Origin of the sequence: Streptomyces sp. L-9-10 (assembly GCF_004151105.1) — a bacterium.
GTDB lineage: Bacteria > Actinomycetota > Actinomycetes > Streptomycetales > Streptomycetaceae > Streptomyces.
This window is the reverse complement of record NZ_PHRF01000090.1, coordinates 39,743-62,633: the sequence shown is the minus strand read 5'-3', so window position 1 is coordinate 62,633 and position 22,891 is coordinate 39,743. Positions and strand designations below refer to the sequence as shown.

The window sequence follows — 22,891 nt, the reverse complement described above, 5'->3', positions numbered from 1 at the left end:
CCGGGCGGTGCTTTTGGCAAGTAAGTCGCTTGCGGCACGGTGGTCGGCAGGAAGTCCTACGACAGGAGGCACCGATGAGCCAGCACTACGAACTGGGCGACCAGACCTTGTGGAACCCGTCCAACGGGGCCTCCCGGCTGTTCATGCGCCAGGTGGACGTCCACGAGGACGAGTTGGGGCGACCGTCCGGCATCGGGCCCATGGAGGCCGACGCGTGCCAGATCGATCCCGCCGTATTCGAGGCGTTCGTCGACGCCCTGCTCGCGCGGCACCGGAGGACGAGCCACGCCGTCATGACCGCCCTGTCCGAGGGGTTCGTCGCCACGGTGCTGGTCCTGGCGGAGAGGGCGGGCATCGAGGTGAGGTGGCAGGCGGCCGACGACAGCGAGGACGGCGGCCGTGAGGACGTTCAGGTCCCGGCGGCCCCCCGTCCCACGGAGGAGGCATGGGTGGCCGCCCTGCGGCGGAAGTCACGCGAGCTGGGCCGGTTCATGGCGACCTGAACGGTGCCCGGCGGGCGCGTTGCCCTCCTCATCCTCGCGAGGGGCGCAGTGCGTCGACGACGAGGTCGAGCAGCCGCCCCGTCCGCTCCGGAGTGCCGCCGGCCGCCGTGGAGAGGAAGACGCCGAGGAGCAACGTGGTGACGTCCTCGGGGTCGACGTCCGCGCGGAGTGAACCCGTTCGCGCTCCCTCCGCGAGGATCGTTCCGATCGCGGCGGTGATGCGCTCGCGTGTGGTCGGTGTCGCGATCCGCCCCGAGGCCCAGCCCGTGCGGAGCGTGTCGATCATGCCTCGCTTCGTCGCGACGAATCCCGCGTAACGGTCCATCCAGGCACGGAGCGCGGCCTCGGGCGGAAGCTCGTCGAGCAGGCCGGGGGCGCTCGTGGCGACGTCGTCGAGTTCGGCGGCGTAGACGGCCTCGACGAGTGCCTCGCGGGTCGGAAAGTGGCGGTAGAGCGTGCCGATTCCGACCCCGGCCTCGCGGGCGATGCTCTCCAGGGCGACGGTGTCGTCGGCAGCCGCGAAGGCGGCGCGGGCGACGGCGAGGAGCTTCTCGCGGTTGCGCCGCGCGTCGGCGCGGACCGGGCGATCGGCACCGGCGGGCAGGTCGGCCTGAACGCCGACGGGGGTCGGCTCGGGCGCGCGACGGGGCGTGGGTCCGGGCGTCGGCTCGGGGGTCGACTCGGACGTCGGTTCGGGCATCTGTTCGGGCATCGATGTGGAAGGACTCAAAACGGAGGAACCTCCGGTAGTGCTACAGTCGAATAACGGAGGCTCCTCCGCTTCCTTCATCGTCGCACGAGGGCGGAATTCCATGACATCAAGCAGCGCCCCCTCCCCCGAGGTCACCGTCACCGGCGTGCCGCGTCCGGGAGGCAGTGGCCGACTCGCCGGCCGCCTCGTTTCCCGCGTCGGCTACGGCGCGATGCAGCTGGAGCGCCTCCGGGGCGACCGCGGCGCGGCCCTCGCGCTCCTGCGCCGCACGGTCGAACTCGGCGTCGACCACATCGACACCGCCCAGTTCTACGGCGACGGTCTCGTCAACGGGCTCATCCGCGAGGCGATCCGCCCCGAGGACGGCGTCCTCGTCGTCAGCAAGGTCGGTGCCGACCCGAACCCCGGCGGCCCCCTCCCGCTCCGTCCCGCGCAGCGGCCCCAGGAGCTCCGGGCCAGCGTCGAGGACAACCTCACCAGCCTCGGTGTCGACCGGATCCCGGCCGTGAACCTGCGCCGTCTCGACGCCGGTCCCGGCCTCCGGGCCGAGGGCGACCAAGTGGTCGACCTCGATGACCAGCTCGCGGTGATGGTCGCGATGCGCGATGAGGGCAAGATCGGCTCGATCGGGCTGAGCAGTGTGACACTCGACGGACTGCGCCGGGCGATCCCGGCGGGCATCACCTGCGTGCAGAACGCCTACAGCCTCGTGACGCGCGACGACGAGGAGATGCTGGAGCTCTGCGTCGCCGAGGGGATCGCCTGGGTTCCGTACTTCCCGCTCGGTGGTGCGTTCCCCGGCATCCCGAAGGTGACCGACGAGCCCGCGGTCCGCTCCGCGGCGCAGTCCCTCGGCAGCACCCCTTCGCAGGTCGGCCTCGCCTGGCTGCTCCGGCACGCCCCGAACGTGCTCCTCATCCCCGGCACCGCCGACAGCGGCCACCTGGAGGCGAACGTCGCCGCGGCCAGGATCGCGCTCGACGACACGACGCTCGCCGCGCTCGATGCCGTCCCGTCGCGCTCGGCGGACGTATCGCTCGGCTGACCCACACCGGAAAAGCCCATCAGCCCGGCCCTGTTGGGGCCCGGCCGAACGGGAGGCGGGGAAGACCGTAATTCCCTTGGCTCGCCTCGGCGCCAGGGACTACGGTCGCGACCATGGTCGAACCCGATGCCCTCAGTGTCACTCGCGAGGGCTACGACGCCGCCGCCTCCACCTATGCGCAGTTGTTCCGCGACACGCTGCGTGACAGTCCCCTGGACCGCGCGATCCTCGATGCCTTCGCCGAGGTCGTACGTGCGAGTGGGGACGTCCAGGTCGCGGATGTGGGGTGTGGGCCCGGCCATATCACCACCCACCTGCACGAGTCGGGGCTGGTGGCGTTCGGTGTCGATGCCTCTCCCGCGATGATCGAGCTGGCTCAACAGGCCTATCCGGGACTACGGTTCGACGTGGGCTCGATGGCCGCGCTGGACATCGCCGACGGCGTGCTCGGCGGCGTACTCTCACGCTGGTCCATCATCCACACCCCGCCGGAAGAACTCCCCGTCATCCTGGCGGAGTTCCACCGCGTGCTGGCACCCGGCGGCCACCTTCTGGTCGGCTTCTCGGCCAGCGACGACGCGTCTCACCCGACGCAGGTCTTCGATCACACAGTGGCGCCGGCCTACCGGTGGTCGCCGGATCACCTCGCCGCGCTGCTGCGCACGTCCGGCCTGGCCGAGGTGGCCCGGATGGTCCGCGAGCCTCAGCCCACCGACCGACGGCAGTTCCAGGAGGTTCACCTGCTCGCCCGCAAATCAGGGACAGAGACCGACCGGCCGAGCGCATGACCGCGTGACCGCCCGGCCGCCGGTCCGGGTCAGTTCTGGCGTACCACAGGCACCGATTCACAGCCGCGGATCCGGGCGTCCCTACGTGCCTGACCAGGCGACTTCCCGCTGCCCACCGCCCGGCCGTCGACGACCGCGAGCCAGTCGCCCCGGGACAGCTCCGCCCGCAGCGCGTCCACGCCGGTCGGTTCGAGGGCCTGGAGCAGCGCCGGGTCGGGGTCCGTGGGGATATCGGCCGCCGCCGCGCGCGGTGTTCCCGCGCGCCACTCGGCGGTGGTCCGCTCGCCCGACCTGGCCCGTGACCACAGCACATGCTGCAACACGATCAGCGGTCCCAGGGCCGTCAGGAGCGGGAACGCCCCCGTCAGCACTCCCAGCCCGAACAGCAGGCTGACGCTCGCGGACACCGCCAGTCCGACCCCGGCCGCGAGAAGACCGGCGGCCCGCCCGAAGGCCTTGAGCGCCACCAGGGGGAAGAGCACCAGGAGCAGCAGGTCGCCCAGGCCGAGCGCCACCGGTGGTCTGCCCTGGGTGACGGCCAGCAGTGGGGCGAACGGGAGTCCCATGACCTGGGCGGCGAACCGGTCCATGACAGAGGTGAGTCCGGTCGCCACCAGGTCGTAGCAGCAGAGCATGCCCGCGAACCACGCCGCGTGGACGGAGCGCAACCCGCTCTGCGCCCACATGTTGGCCACTCCCACCACGGCGATGGCGAGCAGTACGTCGGTCAGAACCGTCACGGCGACCGGCAGGTCCGCGAACGCGCATCCGGCGGTGGCGGCCACGGAGACCGCGGCGGCCGGCCAGGCCCGCCCTCCGCCGATCAGCGGCGCGAGGGTGAACTGGAGCGCCACGCAGAGGACCAGGCCGAAGACGACGGCCACCGCGGTCCGGGGCACTGCCAGATACACCAGGGGAGCCGCCACCACGACGGCGGTCATCACGACGACATCGGGCAGTTCGTACATGCCGACCGGAGGGCGGGGCATCCGGACCCGCGCGAAGTAGACGGCACCTGCCACCGTGATCGCGGCGACGGCGCAGTTGAGGCCCACGAGGGCGAGGGCGGTACTCATGCCGGGCTCGATACGCGTACGGCGGCGGGGCGGGCCGACTCGAAGGTGTGCTCGCGCAGATCGGCCCGGACCGGGCCGGTCGGCGGCAGCGTGGCCGGATCGTCGTGGAGCACGATGCCGTCCAGCGCGAGACCCGCCGCTGCCGCCCGCTCCTCCAGCCTGCCGAGCAGGGCGGCGGCGGGCAGTCGGCGGACGAGGACATGGAGGACAGGGTCCCCGGGCCGGTCCACCAGGGCGTAGCGCGCCGGCAGCGGGATGTCCGGCTCGGACTCCAGCAGGTTCAGCACCGACCGGGTGGGTATCGCGATGCTCCGCGGACCCGACCAGCGGCCGAGTATGGGCGAGGTCGCGGGCAGATGGGCCAGTTCGCACGTGGGCTCTGCCCCGGGGCGCGCGACCAGGTCGCCGGTCGCGTAGCGCAGCAGCAGGGTGCAGTCCCGGTAGGGGACGTACGGCGTCTGCACGATGATGCCGACAGCGCCCGGCGGCGTCGGCTCGTGTGTCACGGGATCGAGTATCTCCATGTGCCCGAACTCGGTGGTGTGGTGCAGATGTCCCTCGGTGCACGGCGTACCTCCCGAGGGGAGGGTCTCGGTCATCATGTACGCCGTGGAGATCCGGGCGCCCAGGGCGGTTACGGCCCGCTCCCTCAGCGGGTCGGAGAGCACTTCACCGCCGACGCCGATGGATTCCAGGCCGAAGTCCGATGCGTGCCAGCCGCTTCTCTCCGCTTCTTCGACGAGGGCGGAGAGGTAGGACGCGGAGACCGTCAGATGGGTGATCTGCGGGGCCTTGCCCCGCAGACCGAGCGGGGCGGCCAGCCGGTCCAGTGCCACGGCCGGGTCCACGGTGCCGATCTGGACGAACGAGGCACCGATCCGGGTCACCGACTCCTCCACGTTGAGCAGCGGCAGGGTCGCCCGGGAACAGCCCGCGTACGCCATGGTGTGGCGGGGCCGCAGGCCCATGCCGAGCACGGCGGAGACCGTACTCATGGCGACCGCGATCTCCACCTCGGCCCTGGAGTACCAGACGGTGGTGGGGGTGCCGCTGGTCCCTGTGGTGAGCGCCATCAGCGCGGGAGCGGAGGCGGCGGACACGAAGGCGGCCGGCAGACCGCGCAGGGCCTCTTTGGAGGTGACGGGGATGCGGTCCCAGGTCTCCGGGGTGAGGGTGCCCGGGTCGAGTCCCAGGACATCGAAGGTCCGCCGGTAGTGCGCCGTGTGCTGGGCGGCGGCGCGCGCGGTGGCCCGCAGGCTGCGCTCCGTGACGGTCCGTCGTACGGCGGGGTCGACAGCCCCTGCCTGACCGGGGAGCAGAGCCGAGTCCGCCCCGGGCTCGCCGAATTCGGCCAGGGTCGCGATCAGGTCGCGGGCGATGCGTTCCAGGTCCTGCGGGCGGATGCGACGGTTGCGCAGGATCGCCATGCCGTAGCGGAGCTGGCTGAGAGCGGTACCGAACAAGGGGTCTCCTGATGCCTGGACCGGGTTGGCTTCCCGGTCCAGGCCGGGACCGAGCGTCAGACCATGCTGGCGAACATCGCCGCGGTGAGCGTGCTGAACGCGTACTTGACGTAGTGCTTGACCATGATGGATCTCCCTTGTTCCGCGCCGCCCGGGGACGGCTGGGCTCCTGGTGGTGCACTCCCGACCGGGGGCGGTCGTTCGATGAACGCGACCTTAGAGTAAGGCAATTGACACATCAACAGTTTCTCCCGACAAACTGGATTCCCGGTGTTCGCCGCCCAGTCGCTCCCCCGCGCTGGTCAGGCTGTCGCGCGAGCCGCTGAGTACGCGGCGCAGGACCTCCGGCCCCTGCTCGCTCAGCTCCAGGTCATGTTGATCTCGCGCTGGAAATTGACGTATCCGGCGCGCCGGAAGGCGTTCGCCATCGGGACGTTGCCCAGGTCCGTGGACGCACGGATGCGGGGGACGTCCTGTTCGGCGAGGACGCGGGTGCCCTCGGCGAGAATGTCGTCGATGTAGCCGTTGCCGCGGTGCGCGGGCAGGACCGCGAGGTACGCGATGATCGGGTTGTAGTCGTTGCGGGCGGGGAGCACGAACCCCACCGGCTCCCCCGTGGGCAGTGCCGCGATCCGCCACCAGTCCCGCGGGCTCGTGTAGCGCGCGAGCTCGTCCTCGTAGTGCCTGGCGGCCGCTTCGTGGACGGACATGCGGGTCAGGTCGTCACGGCCGTGTGCGTCCAGCGTTCCGTCCATGGCCAGGGCCATCAGGAAGACGAGTTCCCCGGCATCGTGGATCCGCCGGAACACCAGGCGTCCGCCGGGTTCGGGAGTTGCCAATTCCGGACGCCATTCCAGACGCAGCCGTTCGACGAAGAGCCGGGCACCGGTCCGTTCCAATACGGTCATGCGGTCCTCGACGGACTGTCTGGTCCGCGCGTTCTCACGCCAGTCCGGCGGGACGAAACGGCTGTACTCGGGGCGGGGCGAGCCGCTCGGGAGGGTGGCCGCCATCGCGGCGCGCAGAAGTCGCACTCCGATGTCCACACGGTCGGGATCCGAGGCGCTGTCGTCGACGTCGAGGACGTCCAGGACGCGTGGCGCGTCGCTGCCCGGCCGACTCCACCAGGCGGCCCTGGCCAGTACACGGTCACCGCGCAGGGCGAGCCACATCCATTCGGGACGCCTGCGCCCGGCGGCGAGGTCGTCCGCCAGTTCCTCGTTGAGAACGTAGGGCAGTTGGGAGAAGAGATCGAGTTCTTCACGTCCGGTGATCGGACGCATGGTCAGGTGGTTCTGTTCCACGGTCAAGGCACGCTCCGGTGAAGGCGCCCGTCCGCTCCGGGGTCAGACGTGGTCCGTGCCCCGGGAGGACACAAGCGCGGTGATCATGGGGATCATGGGCTTATCCCTCCTCTCGCTGTCATGGCCCCTCACCCCTCGCGGCGGGAGTCCAGGGACACTGTCTATCCAACCGCGTCCCCGTCGGCAAACCCTTTTCGATCACGGCAGTTCGTGGTGCGGGACAGCGGGCCGCGGGGCCGGCGCCCGTGCGGCGAGCGGAACAGGCGCGGTCAACGTCAGCGGTCGACGCTGGCCATGTTCGCCTCGTCGTGACGTTCGCCCGAGGCCGGGGTGAGGTTGTCCAGACGGTCGAGCTGTGAGGCGCCGAGTTCGACACCGTCGGCGGCGGTGTTCTCCTCGACGCGCGAGACCCGCCGGGTTCCGGGGATGGGGGCGATGTCGTCGCCGCGGGTCAGCAGCCACGCCAGCGCGGTCTGGGCCGGAGTCGCGCCGATCTCGGCGCCGATGGCCCGCACTTCATCGACGATGCGCAGGTTGCGCCGGAAGTTCCCCCCGGTGAAACGGGGGTTGGTCTTGCGCCAGTCGTCGTCCGCGAAGTCGTCGACGGTGCGGATCTGCCCGGTCAGCAGACCGTGCCCGAGCGGCGAGTAGGGAACGAATCCGATACCGAGTTCGCGCAGCAGCGGAAGGATCTCGGCCTCGACGTCGCGGGTCCACAGGGAGTATTCCGTCTGCAGGGCTGCCACCGGGTGCACGGCGTGCGCACGGCGGATCGTCTCGGGCCCGGCCTCGGACAGCCCGATGTGGCGGACCTTGCCCTCGGCTACCAGCTCGGCCAGCGCGCCGACGGTTTCCTCGATGGGCGTGTTCCGGTCGACGCGGTGCTGGTAGTAGAGGTCGATGCGGTCGGTGCCGAGCCGCTTGAGGGAGCCTTCGACCGCGGCCTTCACGTTGGCGGCGCCGCTGTCCGTTACACCGGGGCCGCCACCGGAGTGGGAGACCAGGCCGAACTTCGTCGCCACGACGATGTCGTCGCGACGGGCCTTGATGGCCTTGCCGACGATTTCCTCGCTGTGGAAGGGGCCGTAGATCTCGGCGGTGTCGATATGGGTGACCCCGAGGTCCAGTGCCCGGTGGAGGGTACGGATCGACTCGTCGTCATCGAGTCCCCCGCCCGTCGTGTAGGTTCCGGCCATGGTCATGGCGCCCAGACCGATGCGTGAGACATCGAGCCCGCCCAGGGATATGTGCTTCAAAGGATCTCCGCGTGGATGGTGTCGTTGTGGTGCGGACCGAGCTCGGTGTCAGGGACGCCCGGCTCCGGGGCTCCGACGCGCACCTGCCGCTGTATGCGGCTCAGTGGGCCCGCTGTCCAGGTAACCACCCGGCGGACCGGCCCGGACCCTTGTACGGGGTGGCGCTTCACCGGGGGTCTGCCAGTACCTCCCGCGCCGGCTGAGAGGGACGCGGGCGCGCCGTACGGTGGACTCATGGACCGCAGCAGCGAGATCCGCGAGTTCCTGCGCACCCGCCGGGCCCGGATCACCCCCGAACAGGCCGGCATCGCCCCGTACCGGGGTGCCCGTCGTGTCCCGGGACTGCGCCGCGAGGAGGTCGCCCAGCTCGCCGGGGTCAGCGTCGACTACTACATCCGCCTGGAACGGGGCCGCACCCAGGGAGTCTCGGAAGCCGTCTGGGAGGCCGTCGCCCGCGCCCTGCGGCTGGACGACACCGAACGCGCCCACCTCTTCGATCTCGCCCGGCCCGCCGCCGCCCGGACCCGTCGCGAACGGCCCCTCGCGCCGCAGAAGGTCCGCCCCGCCCTGTACCGCACCCTGGACGCACTCCACGTCCCCGCGATCGTCCAGGGACGGCGCATGGACGTCCTCGCGGCCAACCGGCTGGGCTACGCCCTCGTCACCGACTTCCAGGCCCGGCCCCACCGCGACCGCAACGCCGCTCGCTTCGTCTTCCTCGACGAAGAGGCCCGCGGGCTGTACGCCGACTGGGAACAGGTGGCCGCCGACTGCGTAGCCACCCTGCGTCTGTACGCCGGACGCCACGCGGACGACCCGCAGCTCACCGAGCTGGTCGACGAGCTGTCCCTGCGCAGCGACACCTTCCGCCGGATGTGGGCCGACCACGACGTCCTCGCCCACACCACCGGCACGAAACGCCTGCGCCACCCGCTCGTCGGCGACCTCACCCTCGACTATGTCGTCCTGGCCGTTGAAGACGACCCCGGCCAAAGTCTCGTCATCTACACCGCCGAGCCGGCCTCACCCACCGCCGAAGCCCTCGGCATCCTCGCCAGTTGGACAGACACGTCCCCCACCGGTCAGGACGCCCCCCCCCACCGGACACCCGACACGGCTGACCGACGCCCGCCGGAGTGCTGACCGAATCCGGCGAGGCCGGGACTCGAACCGGCGGCGGGCGAGGTACCCGGACGCGGCTGAGCACCACCGCGAACCGAAGGGGGCGCACGCGTAGGGCACTTGATGCTCCCTTCACTTCCGCACCACGCCTTGCCCCCGAGAGAAGAGGCAAAGAACCTCAATCCCCGGTCACCCGGACGACGAGTTCGAGGTATCGGCCTGTGCGGTCCCGAAGCCGAACGGCGCGAGCACCTATGAGACTTACTGCGTGCACGCCACCGAAGCCACTTCGTGGCGGTGACTCACCCGCAGTCGTGCGGTCGCCGTGGACAGGCGCCTGATCGTCCGGGCCCTTCGACGGTGTGAACCGGAGCGCGCACCGGGCAGGTGCGTACGAGCCGGGCGCGGCACCGCGCCGGGGCGGTGACCCGTCCCGGCCCGGTCGATCCGGCTCCGTCACCGGTCAGGTTGACGTCTGCCCGTCGAGCGTCTCGCGCAGGATGTCCGCGTGCCCTGCGTGCTGGGCGGTCTCGGCGATGACGTGCATCAGCACCCGGCGCACGCTGCGCACCGCTCCCCGCTCGTGCCAGGGCGCCTCCGGCAGCGGGTGCGTCGCCGACAGGTCGGGCACGGAGGCGACGACCTCCTCACTCCGGGCGGCGATCCGCTCGTACCGCGCGATGATCCCGCCCAGCGTCTCGCCGGGCAGCATCCGGAAGTCGTTCTGATGGTCGACGGCCCACTGCGGGAACTCGCTCGCGGCACCGGCCGCGAAGTCCTCCCAGGTGACACCGTCGGGCAGGTCGTAGCGCATGGCCGAGGGGCCCTCGACCACGAAGCGCACCCACTGTTCCTCCATGGACGCGACGTGCTTGATCAGCCCGCCCAGACACAGCGCACTGGCCGTAGGCCGCTCGCCGCCTTGCTCGTCGCTGAGCCCACGCACCGTGTTGGTCAGCGTGAGTCGCGCGGTCGCGAGCTGGGCGAGCAGGTCGGCCCGCTCGGCGTCGAGAGCCGAGGGGGGCGTGGTCGTACTGGTGGCGGTCACGGTGATCAGGTCCTTCCGGTCGTTCTCGTACTCGTACTCGTTCTCTGGCACACGGCACAGTCTCAAGGAAAGCGGACAGGATGTGGCCGCTTCTCAGGGCACTATCGAGACATGCCGAAGACCTCAGCCCGACTGCTCTCCCTGCTCTCCCTGCTCCAGGCGCGCCGGGACTGGCCGGGGGCGCTGCTGGCCGAGCGGCTGGACATCAGCCCGCGCACCGTGCGCCGCGATGTCGACCGCCTGCGCGAGCTCGGCTATCCCATCGTGGCTTCCAAGGGGCCGGACGGGGGGTACCGGCTCGACGCCGGCGCGGAGTTGCCCCCGTTGCTGTTCGACGACGAGCAGGCCGTGGCCCTCGCGGTCGCACTCCAGATCGCCACCACCACCGGAGCCGGCATCGAGGAAGCCGCGGCACGCGCGCTGACCACCGTCCGGCAGGTCATGCCCGCCCGGCTGCGCCGCCGTATCGACACCCTCCGGTTCACCGCCGTCGAGCCGTCCGCGATCCGGCCGAACCCCCAGGTCGACAACGGCGTGCTCATGGCACTCAGCGCCGCCGTCCACGCCCGCGAGGTACTGCGCTTCGACTACGCTCCCGCGTCCCCGGCGGGAGCCACCGACGACGACCGAGTCGGCCCCCCGCCGCGCCGGGCGCAACCCCATCACCTCGTCACCTGGGGCGGGCGCTGGTACCTCGTCGCCTGGGACCTCGACCGCGAGGACTGGCGTACCTTCCGAGCGGACCGGATCACCCCGCGTACCCCCACCGGGCCCCGCTTCACCCCGCGTGAACTGCCCGGAGGGAACGTGGCGGCATTCGTGGCCGGCCGGTTCAAGGGCTTGGACGGCGCCGGCGACTGGCCCTGCCGCGGCGAGGTGATCCTCGGCCTGCCCGCCGCCGACGTGTCGCGCTACACCCGCGACGGCGTCGTCGAGGAACTCGGCCAGGACCGCTGCCGGCTCGTTCTGGGCTCGTGGTCATGGCCCGGCCTGGCCGCCACCATCGGCCGGTTCGACGCCGACATCGAGGTCGTGGGCCCCGCCGAACTCAAGGACGCCTTCGCGCGCCTGGCCCGCCGCTACGCCGACGCCGCGGGCGGCGCGTCCGACACACCTGTCACGCCGCCTCCGGTCGTCACCTGAGACAGCCGCCGGGTCGGGACGGACGCCGGTCACCTTCGTACGAGACCGGTCGGCCACTTCGTACGAGACCTGCCGGCCGCTTCGTACGGGACCCGCCGCCTCCCCGGGCGCGCGACGGCGCCCTCAGCCCCTCGCCGCCGCACGGTACGGGCGGAAGAACGCGCGCAGCTCCTCCGCGTAGAGCTCGGGCTCCTCGAACGGCGCGAAGTGCCCGCCGCGCGCGGGCTCGGTCACGCGCGCGACGTTCGCCATGCGCTCGATCCACGCCCGCGGCGGCCGGACGATGTCACCGGGGAAGAGCGAGAAACCGGACGGCACCCCGACCCGGCGGGCGTGCTGCGCGGGCGGGATCGCGGCGTTCGCGTGGTACATGCGCATGGACGAGCCGATCGTCCCCGTGAGCCAGTAGAGCGTGACGTTCGTGAGGATCTCGTCCTTCGTGAAGCTCCGTTCGACATCGCCGTCGCAGTCGCTCCACGCCCGGAGCTTCTCGATGATCCACGCGGCGAGCCCGGCCGGCGAGTCGGTGAGCCCGACGGCGGCGGTCTGCGGCTTGGTGCGGTGCATGGCGGCGTAGGCACCCTCGGCCGCGCCCCAGGCCGCGGCGCCCTCGAACCAGGCGCGCTCCTCGGGCGCGAGGTCCGCCGGGTCTCCGGTGAAGAGGGGCAGGCCCGCGTCCATGCGGTGGACGGCCACGACCCGGTCGGAGTGGTCGAGCCCGAGGTAGCGGCTCACGTGGCTGCCGATGTCCCCGCCCGCGGCCCCGAATCGCGGGTATCCGAGGACGCTCATCAGCTCGGCCCACAGGCCGGCGACTGCGATGGAGTCGAGCGGCGGGCCGGTGGGGCGGTCGGAGTACCCGTAGCCCGGCATGTCGGGCACGACCACGTCGAACGCGTCGGCGGGGTCGGCTCCATGTGCGCCGGGGTCGGTGAGGAGCGGGATGACCTTCGCGTAGCGCCAGAACGAGTCCGGCCAGCCGTGGCTGAGGACCAGCGGCAGCACGGGCCCGGCCGGCGCGGTGGCCCGGACGTGCACGTAGTGGATCCCGAGGCCGCCGAGCCGGACGCGGAAGTGGGGAAGCCGGGCGAGTGCCGCCTCCCGCGCCGGCCAGTCGAAGCCGTCCGCCCAGTACGCGACGAGCTCGCGGAGGTAGGCGAGGTCGGTCCCGAGCGACCACCCGGCGTCCTCGGGCGAGTCCGGCCAGCGTGTCGCGCGCAGCCGCGCGCGAAGGTCATCGAGCGCCGCGGGGGCGGTGTGCGGGATGAACGGCTCGGGGCGAGGCAAGGCGTCCGGCATGGCACGCATCCTACGGACCGCGCGGTGACGGAGCGGGCGGGCCGCGCTGTCACGGAGCGGGTACGTGTGGGCCCGTCGGTTCGGTCACCGGGGAGCAGCCGTGTTCCGGCGCCCGGCAGCCCCTTGGTCCACCAGTGGTCGCAGCGTCCGTGAGAGGTCGTACGTCACTGTGCCGTCCGGGCCCTCGTGGACGGACCGCCGGCCGCTGTCCGACTCGCGGTGAAGCCTGGAGTCGCGAAGCCTGGACGCGGTGAGGGCCCGGACGCGGTGAGGGCCCGGACGCGGTGAGGGCCCGGACGCGGTGAGGGCCCGGACGCGGTGAGGTCACGCGCTTTGACGTCGGTTCAGCTCCAGCTCGCCGAGGGCTGGTTCGGCTGCCCGTACGGCACGGGTCGGCCCGTGTACGCGTCCAGGAGGATACGGTCGCCGACCGGCCGGTCGAGCCTCACCGTCAGCTCTTCGTGGCGCAGGTCGGCAGTGCAGGGGCCGTCCTTCGTCCCGACGGCATACGCGGAGAGCACCACGCCGTCACTCGTCTCCAGCACGTCCACGGCGGGGCCGTCGTCGCAGGATCCATGGTTGGCCATCACGGTGACGGACCGGCCGTCCCTGGCCACCTCGACCAGTCGGCCGAGCGGCGCCAGCTCGTCGGTGGGCGTGTCCCCGACCGGCTTGACCGGTGGCACGGGGAGCTTCGACGGGGCAAGGGCGGCGCGCTTGAGCGGAGTGTCGTAGCCCTCCAGGGAGAACAGCCAGGCCGGGACGGTCGCCGGGCCACGGCTGGTGGGGAGGGTCATCTCGCCCGGCTTCACCGCGGTCACGGTGAGGCGCGGTTCGTCGCCGCCGCCGCGGGCCACGCTCTCGTATGCCGTTCGCGCGTCCGTCAGCGGCAGCGTGAGCGAGCCGCCGCTCTCCCATCTCACCTGTCCGTCCTTGCGCCGGGTGGTGGGAAGTTCGCCGCGCAGGACGAATTTCCCGGTCGCGTGGGCGCGTTTGTCGGCGTCGCCGTGGAAGCCGCCGGCGGGCGGCTGGATCACATCCCCCATCGGGTAGTAGCCCGCGCCCCACACGTCGGCGGCCTTGGAGCCCTCCCAGGCTTCGGCGACCTCGCGGGCACGGGCCTCCCGGTCGTCCTTGTCGCCGTCACAGCCGGCAGCGGCGGTGCACAGGGCGAGCAGGACGACCAGATTGACGGCGCGTTCGGTCTTCGTACGCATGGATCCCCCGAGGACTGACGGTGCTGACGGTGGTGACGGCGAGGAGCGGCAGCCGCGCGTACAGCACGGAACCCCTGCCGCCCCTGTGACGCACCGCCCCCGGGCCGGGTTCCACTCGGAAATCGTCCCGGGTCCACGCGGAACGAGGTGAACGAGGTGGACGACGGGTCAGCTCCACGCCTGTCGTTCCTGGCCCCGGGGGTCGTCGACCTGGGTCCACACGGTGTCGATGCGCATCGTGGTCCGGCGCTCGTCGTCGTACGGGTCCCAGCCGGGGTCACCGGTCCTGGCGAACCGGATCCACGCCTCGTGCACACGGGCGGCGAGATCCGCGGGTGGCGTGCCGGGGCCGAGCAGGCCGTCGGGTCCGTGCAACTGGGGAAGATGCGCGAGGTCGAAGACGAAGGGGAGCTCCACGGCGTGAGTGGCGCCCAGCTCTCCGTCCAGGGCATGGGAGCGCCACGCGAACTCGTAGCGGAAGGTGCCGGATTCGGCGTGCGAACGTGTGGCATGCGCGTCGGCCAGGGCCCAGCTGCCCGCACCGAACAGCACGTCTCCCAAGATGGCGGACCGCAGCTCACCGAAGGACGCGCCGGGGCGCGCCGTCCGGTACGCCTCGACGAGCCGCGCCGGACTCGGGTGCGCGCGCGTCGCCAGCGCGTCGACGTCGCTCGCGGTCGAGGTGGAGTACTGGCCCACGGGCACCAGGTAGAGGTTTCCCTCCTCGGAGTTGGTCCCGATGAGCAGGTCGGCCTCGGCGCCGAGGCCGGCGGCGACGGATTCGGCGGGCTGTGTGTCGAGGACCAGGCTGAAGGGGCTGAGCCCGGCCAGCGGGTCGCTGTGCGTCTCGGTGCGCAGGTCGATTCCCGCGAGCCGGGAGGCGGCCTCGACCAGGCGCTCGTCGGAGATCTCCGCGAAGGCGTCGGCATGGGGTTCGACGCCCAGGGTTTCGGCCGCCGCCCTGGTGACGCGGGCGGCCTGCTCGGTGGTGAACGCTCCCAGACCGCTGCCGCTCTGGACGATCGCGCGGCGGAAGAGCCCCGCGGCCTCGGGGGTGGCGAGGACGCCGCCGACGACCGTTGCGCCGGCCGACTGGCCGAAGAGGGTGACGTTGTGCGGATCACCGCCGAAGGCCGCGATGTTCTCCCGTACCCAGCGCAGCGCGGCGACGACATCGAGCAGGCCGCGGTTGGCGGGAGCTCCGGGGAGGTCGAGGAACCCCGCGATGCCGAGCCGGTAGTTCAGGGTGACGAGGACGACGCCGTCGCGGGCGAAACCGGAACCGTCGTAGATCGCGGACCGCGTCGATCCGGCGACGAATCCGCCGCCGTGGACGAACACCATGACGGGCAGGTCACCGCCCAGGTCCGCGGGCGTCGACACGGTGACGGTGAGGTAGTCCTCTCCGGGGCTCCAACCGTCGCCGAAGTACGGGGACATGTTCACGCTGCCGAGCCCGCGCGGGGACTGCGGCGCGTTGGGGCCCGGTGTGGTGGCGTCGCGTACGCCGTCCCAGGGCTCGTGCGGCCGTGGCGGGGCGAACCGGCCGGCGCCGAGGGGAGGAGCGGCGTAGGGGATGTTCAGGAAAGCGGTGGTACTGCCCTGGCGCAGGCCGCGGACCGCCCCCTGTACGGTGGTCACGACGGGGCCGGGGTGGTGATTCGCGGCGTTCGCATCGGTCGCGTCGTTCTGGTGGTTCTCGTCGTTCTGGTGGTTCCGGTGGTTCACGGTCATGCCTTTCCGTGGGCCTCAGCCCTGCTCGGAGTACGGGGCGAAGGGGGCCCAGCCCTTGATGGCGAACGTGCTTCCGTCACGCACCACTTCCGCGGCGCCGTGTCCGCCCAGGTGCGCGGGGATCAGGAGCGCGTTGTTGTCGGCCGCCCAGCCCAGAACCTTGCGGCGGGTGGCGCGAGCGCCCGCGGGGTCCTCGCAGAAGCAGCTGTTGGAGTCCGGTTCGAGGATCTGCACCGGGCTGTGCAGCAGATCGCCGACGAACACCGCGCGGTCCGACCCGGACTCGAGGGTCAGCACGGAGGAGCCGGGGGTGTGCCCGGGGGCCGCGTCCAGGCGCAGGGCGGCGTCGATCCGGTGGCTGTTCTCCCACAGCAGCGTCCGGCCGGCCTCGTGCACCGGGGCCACGCTGTCCTCGAAGACGTTCTGGTTGCCGCGGCCGAGCGACGGCTTGTGGCCGTTCTCGGGATTCCAGAAGTCGAAATCGTCCTTCGGCATCAGATAAGTGGCGTTGGGAAAGGTGGGAACCCAGCTCCGCCCGTCCAGATACGTGTTCCAGCCGACGTGATCGACGTGGAGATGCGTATTGACGACGATGTCCACGTCCTCGGGCTCGACACCGGCCCTTGCAAGATTGGCGAGGAAGCCGGTTTCGAGATGGCTCCAGACCGGTGAGTACGGGCGCTCCTTGTGATTTCCCACGCCCGTGTCGATGAGGATGGTCCTGCCCTCACTGCGCAGCAGCCAGGTCTGGATCGCGGAGTTCACGATATTGGTCCCGGAATCGAGGAAATGCGGGGTCAGCCAGGAGGCACCGTCGTCCCATACCTTCTTCGAGCTTTCCGGGAAGAAGGTGTCGGGCGTCATTTCCACGGAACCGAAGTATTCCCAGACCCGGGTGATGGTGACATTGCCGAGCTTGATCTGTTCCACAGGGCGTCCTCAAGAATTCGGAAGATTTCCTGGAAGCGTAGGAGCGGGCCCGGCGCGTGCGGTATCCGTCATCTGACTGCACCTGTACTCGTGAACTCCGGACACCGGACTCGCCACTTGTAGCCTGGGCGGGACATGGCACGGCGGCTCCGTTCGGAGCCACGATCACCGGAGACGCTGTGGACGAGCAGGCAGGCGACCCCGGCGCGGTCAGGGGACCGGAGCCGGATACGGGGGAGCTGATCGTCGGCCGGGACGCGGAGCTGGCACGCCTCTTCCGTGCGGTGGACGCGGTATCGGCAGGGGTGGTGGACGCGGTATCGGCGGCCGGCTCAGGTCCGGCGGTCGACTCGGTATCGGCAACGGGCTCGGTTCCGGCGGTCGACTCGGTATCGGCCGAGCCGGTGCTGGTGCTCGTCGGTGACATGGGCACGGGAAAGAGCACGCTCCTGGGCTCGGCCGCGCTCCGCGCCGAGGCGAGAGGCGCCCGCGTACTGCGCGCCGACGGGAGCGAGTCGGAGTCGGGCCTCGCGTTCTCCGCGCTGCATCAGTTGCTGCGGCCGGTACGGGCGGAGGTGGACGGGCTGCCGGAGAGGCAGCGCACGGCGATCCACGACGCCTTCGGCGTGGGGCCGGCCACGGCGGCTCCCGACCTGATGCTCATCGGGGTCGCGGTCCTGAGCCTGCTGTCGGCCCTGGGCGACGAGGGCCCCGTGCTCGTGGTGCTGGACGACGCGCAGTGGTGCGACCGTGCTTCCCTGGACGCGCTGGCCTTCGCCGCCAGACGGTTGCGAGGTGAACGGGTCACGCTGCTGATCGGAGCCCGCGTCGGCGATCCTCTCCCGGGATTCGAGCGGCATGTACCGGCGCTCGTCCTCGGACCGCTCGACGACGCCTCGGCCGGCAGACTGCTGGACCGCCGGCCGGTGCCCCCCAGCGGCCGGACCAGGACACAGATCCTCGACCAGGCCGGGGGCAACCCGCTGGCACTGGCCGAACTGGCGAGGTCGGCCGCCGCGCACGGAGCGAGCGCCACGCCACCGACCGCGGATCCGCCGTCCACACGTCTGTCGTCCACACGTCCGCCGTCCGCAGAACTGTCGTCCGCGGGTCCGCCGACCACGGGTCCGCTCCCGCTCACCGATCGCCTGGAGCGGATCTTCGCCGCCCGTCTGGACGACCTCCCCGCTTCCACCACGCGGGCCCTGCTGCTCCTGGCCGCCATGGACGGCGTCGACTCCGTGATCGCCGTCCCCGCCGGGCTGCCGCACGCCGACGACGACGCGTGGCTGCCCGCCGAGCGGGCCGGGCTGATCCGGCGGACGGGCCGGGACGTCCGGTTCCGCCACCCGCTGGTCCGGTCCGCCGTGTACCACGCCGCGTCCTTCGACGCGCGGCGCGCGGCCCATCTCGCACTCGCCGAGATACTGCGGGACGAACCGGACCGGCGTGCCTGGCATCTCGCCGCCGCCTCCTCCCGCCCGGACGCGGCCGTATCGGCGGAGCTGGAGCGGACCGCGGGCCGGGCCCGCCGCCGCGGCGGCTACGCGGCGGCGGCCAAAGCCCTGCAACGCGCCGCGGAACTCGCGCCCCGGCGTGAGGAGAGCGCCCGGCTGCTGGTCGAGGCCGCCGCGACCGCCGTGTTCACCGGCGACATCGGCTGGGTCGAGGAACTCGCCGCCGCGGCCCGCGCGCGCACCGACGACGCCTCGCTGCTGGCGTCCGCCGCGGTGCAGACCGGACGGCTGGCGGCGCTGACCGTGCGCCACACCGTCGTCTTCTCCCGACTGGCCGACGCCGCAGGGCAGTTGGCGGTCTCGCGGCCCGCCGACGCGCTGGACCTCCTGGCCGCCGCCGCCGTGGTCCGCTACTACTCAGGAGAGGAGCGCCAACGGCACCGCGTCCAGGCCCTCCTGCGGCGCCTTCCCGACGACGCGTCGGACGCTTGGCTGCGTACGTGGGTGAGAGCCGTGTCCGATCCCTTCGACGGCAGAGCCGGACTCGTCTCCCTGCTGCCGCGGTTGGCCGCCGAGGCGGAACGCAGGCCCGACCGGCTCATCACCCTCGCGATCATGGCGTGGCTCCTGGACGAGACCCCGTACGCCGTCCGCGCGGTCGACGAGGCCGTCGGCCGCTGGGAACCGCGCGGGCCCCTGCCGGAGGGGCTGGGCGGCGCGGTCGCCTGGGCCTATGTGGAACAAGGGAGATGGGACCAGGCCCGGGAGTTCTGCGCCCGCACCACCACGGTCGGTTCGACGGCCGGCCTCGACCACGCCGTGGCGTGCGCGGCCTCGGCGGATGCCACCGTACTGGCCTTCCGGGGCGACACGTCGGCGGCCCGCTCCCGGGCCGCCGACGCTCTCGCCCTGATCGATCCGCTGGAGAGCCGCTCGGTGTCCGTCCGTGCCCGTCGGGCACTCGGTGCCGCGGCGGCCTCCGAAGGCGCCCACGAGACCGCGTACCACCAGCTCCGCATGGTCTTCACGGCGGACGGCGCACCCGTGCACTACCACGCCTCCTATCCGGCCCTCGCCGATCTGGCCGCCGCCGCGGTGCGCTCCGGCCACCGCGAGGAGGCGGCCGTGATCGTCGAGCGTGGCGCACGCGCGCTCGCGGACAACGCCTCGCCCCGTCTGCGCGCGCTGATCAGCCGGGCGCGCGGCCTGCTGGCGGACGCCGGGGACGCGGAGCCGCACTTCCGGGTGGCGCTGGCGGACCCGGTGCTGGAGCACTGGCCCTTCGAACGCGCCCAGACCCTGCTGGATCTCGCCGAGTGGCTGCGGCGCCGTCGGCGCGTCGCGGAGGCGCGACCCCCGCTGACGGAGGCCCTGGAGGTCTTCCGGCGCCTGGGCGCGCGCCCGTGGACCGAGCGCGCCCGTGCGGAATCGCGCGCCGCCGGCCTCGATGTCACGGACTCGGCGCCCGACGCGCTCACCGGACTCTCCCCGCAGCAGCGGCAGATCATCGGGCTCGCCGCCCGCGGGCTGACCAACCGCGAGATCGGCGAGAGGCTCTTCCTCTCCCCGCGCACGGTCGGCTCGCACCTCTACCGCAGCTTCCCCAAGCTGGGCATCACCGCCCGCTCCCAGCTGCGCGACCTCATCGAGGGCCCCCTCCCGACAGGCTGCCACCGGGAGTGAGGGCCGGGCGCCGCTCGCGGGCCCGGCCCGGTCCGGCGTCCGGGCGGGGGCCTGTGTCAGCCGCCGCTGCTCTCCCGCACGATGAGCCGATGCCCGGCCACATGGTCCTGAAGGGCGCCGGTGTCCGGCTCGTCGATGCGTTCCAGCAGCAGGGATACGGCGGCTCCGGCGATTTCCGGCTTGTCGGGGGCGATCGTCGTCAGGCTCGGCACGCTGAACCGCGAGGCCTCGATGTCGTCGAAGCCGACCACGTCGAGGTCCCCGGGGACGGAGCGGCCCTGTTCGTACAGCGTGCGCAGCGCGCCCAGGGCGAGATGGTCGTTCAGGCACAGCAGCGCGTCGGGGTGCGGCTCCTTCTCCAGCAGCGCCGCCGCGGCGCGGGCACCGTCCCGCCAGTGGTACGCCTCGACGGGCACCACGAGGTCGGCGGTGAAGGGCAGGCCGGCGGCGTCGAGGGCCTGGCGGTAGCCGTCGGTGCGCAGCCGGTCGGTGCCCTGGCGTCCGCGGACGGCTCCGCCCAGGACGGCGATGCGGCGGCGTCCCCGGGACAGCAGGTGCTCGGTGGCTTCCCGGGCGGCCCGGACGTTGTCGATGCCCACGTGGTCGGTGCCGCCCGCGACGGGCCGTTCGCCGAGGAGCACCACCGGAAGGCGCTGGTCGCGGGTGGCGAGGTCCCGGGGCAGGAGGGAGAGGGGGCTGAGGATGACGCCGTCGGAGAACTGCGTGTCGAAGCCGTGCAGCGCGGCCAGCTCGCGTTCGCGCACGCCCTGGGTCTGATGGAGCAGGACGGTGCGTCCCCGGCGGTCGGCCTCGGCCATGACGTGCTTGGCCAGCTCGGAGAAGTAGGCGACGTCGAGTTCCGGGACCGCCAGGGTGATCATGCCGGTGCGGCCCTGACGCAGCTGCCGTCCGGCGATGTTGACCCGGTAGCCGAGCGCGTCGATCGCCTCGCGCACGGCGGCGCGGGTCTGTTCCGACACATGCTCGAAGTCGTTGATGACGTTGGAGACGGTCTTGGGAGAGACCCCGGCGTACTGCGCCACGTCCTTGATCCTCGGCCTGGCCGCCACTGTGTTCATCCTTCCGTCGGCCGTGATCGTACCGACCATCACGAAACGGTTGCGGGCCGGACCACCCTCCACCGACGTATTTACATCGATGTAATCGCCATGGTGCCATAAGCCTCGCACCGACCCGGCACTACTCGTTGCAAGGAGCGCCATGCCCGTCCCGCACCTCTCGGACGTGCCCCGTCCCGAGTACCCCAGGCCGCAGTTCGCCCGTGAGGCCTGGCTCAATCTCAACGGCGAGTGGCAGTTCGAGACCGACCGGTCCGACACCGGTCTCGAGCGCGGTCTGCTGGAACGCGAGCTCGCCGACCGTATCCTCGTCCCGTTCTGCCCCGAGTCGGAGCTGTCCGGGATCGGGGAGACGGACTTCCTGGAGGCCGTCTGGTACCGGCGGACGGTGACCGTGCCCGCCGGCTGGGCCGGCTCCCGGGTACTGCTGCACTTCGGGGCCGTGGACCACGACACCACGGTGTGGGTCGACGGCGGCGAGGTGGCACGGCACCGCGGCGGCTTCACCCCGTTCACGGCCGACCTCGGCGACGTCGCCGTACCGGGCGAGGAGCTGACGATCGTCGTCCGGGCCCGCGACAGCCGTCACGGTGTCCAGGCCCGTGGCAAACAGGCCACCTGGTACGCCAACTCGCACTGCCACTACACCCGTACGACGGGCATCTGGCAGACCGTGTGGCTGGAGCCGGTCCCGCGCGCCGTCGCCCTCAAGCGTCCCCGTATCACCCCCGACCTGGCCTCCGGCTCCTTCCACCTCGAACTGCCGCTGACCGCGAACGCCCCCGGCCACCGCGTCCGGGCCACGCTCCGCGACGGGCACGGCGACATCACCACGGCCGAGGCCCGCGCGGACCTCGACCTGTGCCCGCGCCTGGTACTGCGGCTGCCCGACGACCGTCTGCGCGTCTGGTCGCCCGCGGACCCGCACCTGTACGACCTGTCCCTCGAAGTCCTCGGCACCGACGGCACGGTCGTCGACACGGCGCGCTCCTACGCCGGTCTGCGCTCGGTCGCCGTCCACGGGAAGCGGCTGGTACTGAACGGCGAACCCGTCTTCCAGCGTCTGGTGCTCGACCAGGGCTATTACCCGGACGGGCTGATGACCGCCCCGAGCGACGCCGCCCTGGTCCGCGACATCGAACTGGGCCTGCGCGCCGGCTTCAACGGCGCCCGCCTGCACCAGAAGGTCTTCGAGGAGCGCTACCTCCACCACGCCGACCGGCTCGGCTACCTGGTCTGGGGCGAGTTCGGCGACTGGGGCTGCGAGGTGGGCGCCCGCGACGACAACCAGCGCCCCGACGCGTCGTACGTCACCCAGTGGCTGGAGGCCCTGGAGCGGGACCACTCGCACCCCTCGATCGTCGGCTGGTGCCCACTGAACGAGACGTACCAGCCGCTGCACGACCGCATCACCGCACTGGACGACGTGACCCGGGCGATGTTCCTCGCCACCAAGCAGGCCGACCCCACCCGCCCGGTGATCGACGCCTCCGGATACGCGCACCGGGTGCCGGAGACCGACGTATACGACTCCCACTGCTACGAGCAGGACCCGGCCGCCCTGGCCAGGACCATGGACGGCCTGGCGGAGGACCGGCCCTACGTCAACACCGCGCCGGACGGGCGGCCGTGGTCGGTTCCGTACCGCGGACAGCCCTACTTCTGCAGCGAGTTCGGCGGCATCTGGTGGGACCCGCAGGCGGCGGCCGGGACGGCCGGCACCGAGCGGGACGCGTCCTGGGGCTACGGCGAACGGCCCCGCACCGCCGAGGAGTTCGTCGAGCGCTTCACCGGCCTGACCGGCGTACTGCTCTCCGACCCCGGCATGTTCGGCTACTGCTACACCCAGCTCACCGACGTCTTCCAGGAACGCAACGGCGTCTACCGCTTCGACCGCTCCGAGAAGGTCGACACCGCGCCGCTCCGCGACGCCCAGACCCGCCCGGCGGCGTACGAAGGCTCGCCGTAGCACCGCGGCGTCCCCCGAACCCGCGCGAACGGAATCAGTGAACCGCACACCCCACCCGCACAT

General features: G+C 71.9%; 18 protein-coding genes. 7 read left to right on the top strand and 11 right to left on the bottom strand.

Annotated features, from left to right (window positions below; all coding sequences use genetic code 11):
* Positions 1–74: 74 nt before the first annotated feature.
* Entirely contained in the window at positions 75–503 is a 429-nt protein-coding gene (locus tag CU044_RS20590; RefSeq protein ID WP_129770187.1) for a DUF6086 family protein, read from the top strand.
* A gap of 28 nt (positions 504–531) precedes the next feature.
* Here the strand turns inward: CU044_RS20590 and CU044_RS20585 are convergent, their stop codons facing one another.
* Positions 532–1,203, bottom strand: coding sequence for a TetR/AcrR family transcriptional regulator (locus tag CU044_RS20585; RefSeq protein ID WP_129770186.1), 672 nt, complete (start codon positions 1,201–1,203; stop codon positions 532–534).
* 112 nt (positions 1,204–1,315) lie between these two features.
* On the opposite strand from CU044_RS20585, the gene CU044_RS20580 reads away from it, so the two are divergent.
* Positions 1,316–2,260, top strand: coding sequence for an aldo/keto reductase (locus tag CU044_RS20580; protein ID WP_129770185.1), 945 nt, complete (start codon positions 1,316–1,318; stop codon positions 2,258–2,260).
* Positions 2,261–2,373: 113 nt separating this feature from the next.
* Entirely contained in the window at positions 2,374–3,048 is a 675-nt protein-coding gene (locus CU044_RS20575) for a class I SAM-dependent methyltransferase (RefSeq protein WP_129770184.1), read from the top strand.
* A 29-nt stretch (positions 3,049–3,077) separates the two neighbouring features.
* On the opposite strand, the gene CU044_RS20570 is transcribed toward CU044_RS20575, so the two are convergent.
* From CU044_RS20570 to CU044_RS20555, 4 genes are all read right to left on the bottom strand, one after another.
* Positions 3,078–4,124, bottom strand: a complete 1,047-nt coding sequence (locus tag CU044_RS20570) for a hypothetical protein (protein ID WP_129770183.1) — start codon at positions 4,122–4,124, stop codon at positions 3,078–3,080.
* Entirely contained in the window at positions 4,121–5,587 is a 1,467-nt protein-coding gene (locus CU044_RS20565; RefSeq protein WP_129770182.1) for a phenylacetate--CoA ligase family protein, read from the bottom strand. The genes CU044_RS20570 and CU044_RS20565 overlap by 4 nt, the downstream gene beginning before the upstream one ends.
* 359 nt (positions 5,588–5,946) lie before the next feature.
* A complete protein-coding gene (locus CU044_RS20560; RefSeq protein WP_129770313.1) occupies positions 5,947–6,870 on the bottom strand; it encodes a GNAT family N-acetyltransferase in 924 nt (307 codons plus the stop codon).
* A 296-nt stretch (positions 6,871–7,166) separates the two neighbouring features.
* Entirely contained in the window at positions 7,167–8,147 is a 981-nt protein-coding gene (locus tag CU044_RS20555) for an aldo/keto reductase (RefSeq protein WP_129770181.1), read from the bottom strand.
* Between the two features lie 234 nt (positions 8,148–8,381).
* On the opposite strand from CU044_RS20555, the gene CU044_RS20550 reads away from it, so the two are divergent.
* Positions 8,382–9,290, top strand: a complete 909-nt coding sequence (locus CU044_RS20550) for a helix-turn-helix transcriptional regulator (RefSeq protein WP_129770180.1) — start codon at positions 8,382–8,384, stop codon at positions 9,288–9,290.
* Positions 9,291–9,732: 442 nt separating this feature from the next.
* Here CU044_RS20550 and CU044_RS20545 read toward each other — a convergent pair whose 3' ends face one another.
* Positions 9,733–10,323: a DinB family protein gene (locus CU044_RS20545; protein ID WP_205124101.1), complete on the bottom strand. Its 591-nt coding sequence runs from the start codon at positions 10,321–10,323 to the stop codon at positions 9,733–9,735.
* 105 nt (positions 10,324–10,428) lie between these two features.
* Here CU044_RS20545 and CU044_RS20540 point away from each other — a divergent pair, with 105 nt between their 5' ends.
* Positions 10,429–11,460, top strand: a complete 1,032-nt coding sequence (locus CU044_RS20540) for a WYL domain-containing protein (RefSeq protein WP_129770179.1) — start codon at positions 10,429–10,431, stop codon at positions 11,458–11,460.
* A 123-nt stretch (positions 11,461–11,583) separates the two neighbouring features.
* On the opposite strand, the gene CU044_RS20535 is transcribed toward CU044_RS20540, so the two are convergent.
* From CU044_RS20535 to CU044_RS20520, 4 genes are all read right to left on the bottom strand, one after another.
* The gene (locus CU044_RS20535) at positions 11,584–12,759 is read right to left on the bottom strand and encodes an epoxide hydrolase family protein (protein ID WP_129770178.1); all 1,176 of its coding nucleotides are present in this window, start codon (positions 12,757–12,759) and stop codon (positions 11,584–11,586) included.
* A gap of 344 nt (positions 12,760–13,103) precedes the next feature.
* Positions 13,104–13,976: a hypothetical protein gene (locus CU044_RS20530; RefSeq protein WP_129770177.1), complete on the bottom strand. Its 873-nt coding sequence runs from the start codon at positions 13,974–13,976 to the stop codon at positions 13,104–13,106.
* Positions 13,977–14,144: 168 nt separating this feature from the next.
* Positions 14,145–15,710, bottom strand: a complete 1,566-nt coding sequence (locus tag CU044_RS20525; RefSeq protein ID WP_129770176.1) for a carboxylesterase family protein — start codon at positions 15,708–15,710, stop codon at positions 14,145–14,147.
* 15 nt (positions 15,711–15,725) lie between these two features.
* Entirely contained in the window at positions 15,726–16,640 is a 915-nt protein-coding gene (locus CU044_RS20520; protein ID WP_129770175.1) for an MBL fold metallo-hydrolase, read from the bottom strand.
* A 179-nt stretch (positions 16,641–16,819) separates the two neighbouring features.
* Here CU044_RS20520 and CU044_RS20515 point away from each other — a divergent pair, with 179 nt between their 5' ends.
* Entirely contained in the window at positions 16,820–19,780 is a 2,961-nt protein-coding gene (locus tag CU044_RS20515; RefSeq protein ID WP_129770174.1) for a LuxR family transcriptional regulator, read from the top strand.
* A 56-nt stretch (positions 19,781–19,836) separates the two neighbouring features.
* Here CU044_RS20515 and CU044_RS20510 read toward each other — a convergent pair whose 3' ends face one another.
* Positions 19,837–20,859, bottom strand: coding sequence for a LacI family DNA-binding transcriptional regulator (locus CU044_RS20510; protein ID WP_129770173.1), 1,023 nt, complete (start codon positions 20,857–20,859; stop codon positions 19,837–19,839).
* Between the two features lie 142 nt (positions 20,860–21,001).
* Between CU044_RS20510 and CU044_RS20505 the strand changes: the two genes are divergently transcribed.
* A complete protein-coding gene (locus tag CU044_RS20505; RefSeq protein WP_129770172.1) occupies positions 21,002–22,828 on the top strand; it encodes a sugar-binding domain-containing protein in 1,827 nt (608 codons plus the stop codon).
* Positions 22,829–22,891 lie beyond the last annotated feature (63 nt).

Bases quoted from the DNA above. Each gene is read 5' to 3' on its own strand.
- CU044_RS20590 (WP_129770187.1), top strand. From the start codon at position 75: ATGAGCCAGCACTACGAACTGGGCGACCAGACCTTGTGGAACCCGTCC.
- CU044_RS20585 (WP_129770186.1), bottom strand. From the start codon at position 1,203: ATGCCCGAACCGACGTCCGAGTCGACCCCCGAGCCGACGCCCGGACCC.
- CU044_RS20580 (WP_129770185.1), top strand. From the start codon at position 1,316: ATGACATCAAGCAGCGCCCCCTCCCCCGAGGTCACCGTCACCGGCGTG.
- CU044_RS20575 (WP_129770184.1), top strand. From the start codon at position 2,374: ATGGTCGAACCCGATGCCCTCAGTGTCACTCGCGAGGGCTACGACGCC.
- CU044_RS20570 (WP_129770183.1), bottom strand. From the start codon at position 4,124: ATGAGTACCGCCCTCGCCCTCGTGGGCCTCAACTGCGCCGTCGCCGCG.
- CU044_RS20560 (WP_129770313.1), bottom strand. From the start codon at position 6,870: ATGCGTCCGATCACCGGACGTGAAGAACTCGATCTCTTCTCCCAACTG.
- CU044_RS20550 (WP_129770180.1), top strand. From the start codon at position 8,382: ATGGACCGCAGCAGCGAGATCCGCGAGTTCCTGCGCACCCGCCGGGCC.
- CU044_RS20540 (WP_129770179.1), top strand. From the start codon at position 10,429: ATGCCGAAGACCTCAGCCCGACTGCTCTCCCTGCTCTCCCTGCTCCAG.
- CU044_RS20535 (WP_129770178.1), bottom strand. From the start codon at position 12,759: ATGCCGGACGCCTTGCCTCGCCCCGAGCCGTTCATCCCGCACACCGCC.
- CU044_RS20530 (WP_129770177.1), bottom strand. From the start codon at position 13,976: ATGCGTACGAAGACCGAACGCGCCGTCAATCTGGTCGTCCTGCTCGCC.
- CU044_RS20525 (WP_129770176.1), bottom strand. From the start codon at position 15,710: ATGACCGTGAACCACCGGAACCACCAGAACGACGAGAACCACCAGAAC.
- CU044_RS20510 (WP_129770173.1), bottom strand. From the start codon at position 20,859: ATGAACACAGTGGCGGCCAGGCCGAGGATCAAGGACGTGGCGCAGTAC.
- CU044_RS20505 (WP_129770172.1), top strand. From the start codon at position 21,002: ATGCCCGTCCCGCACCTCTCGGACGTGCCCCGTCCCGAGTACCCCAGG.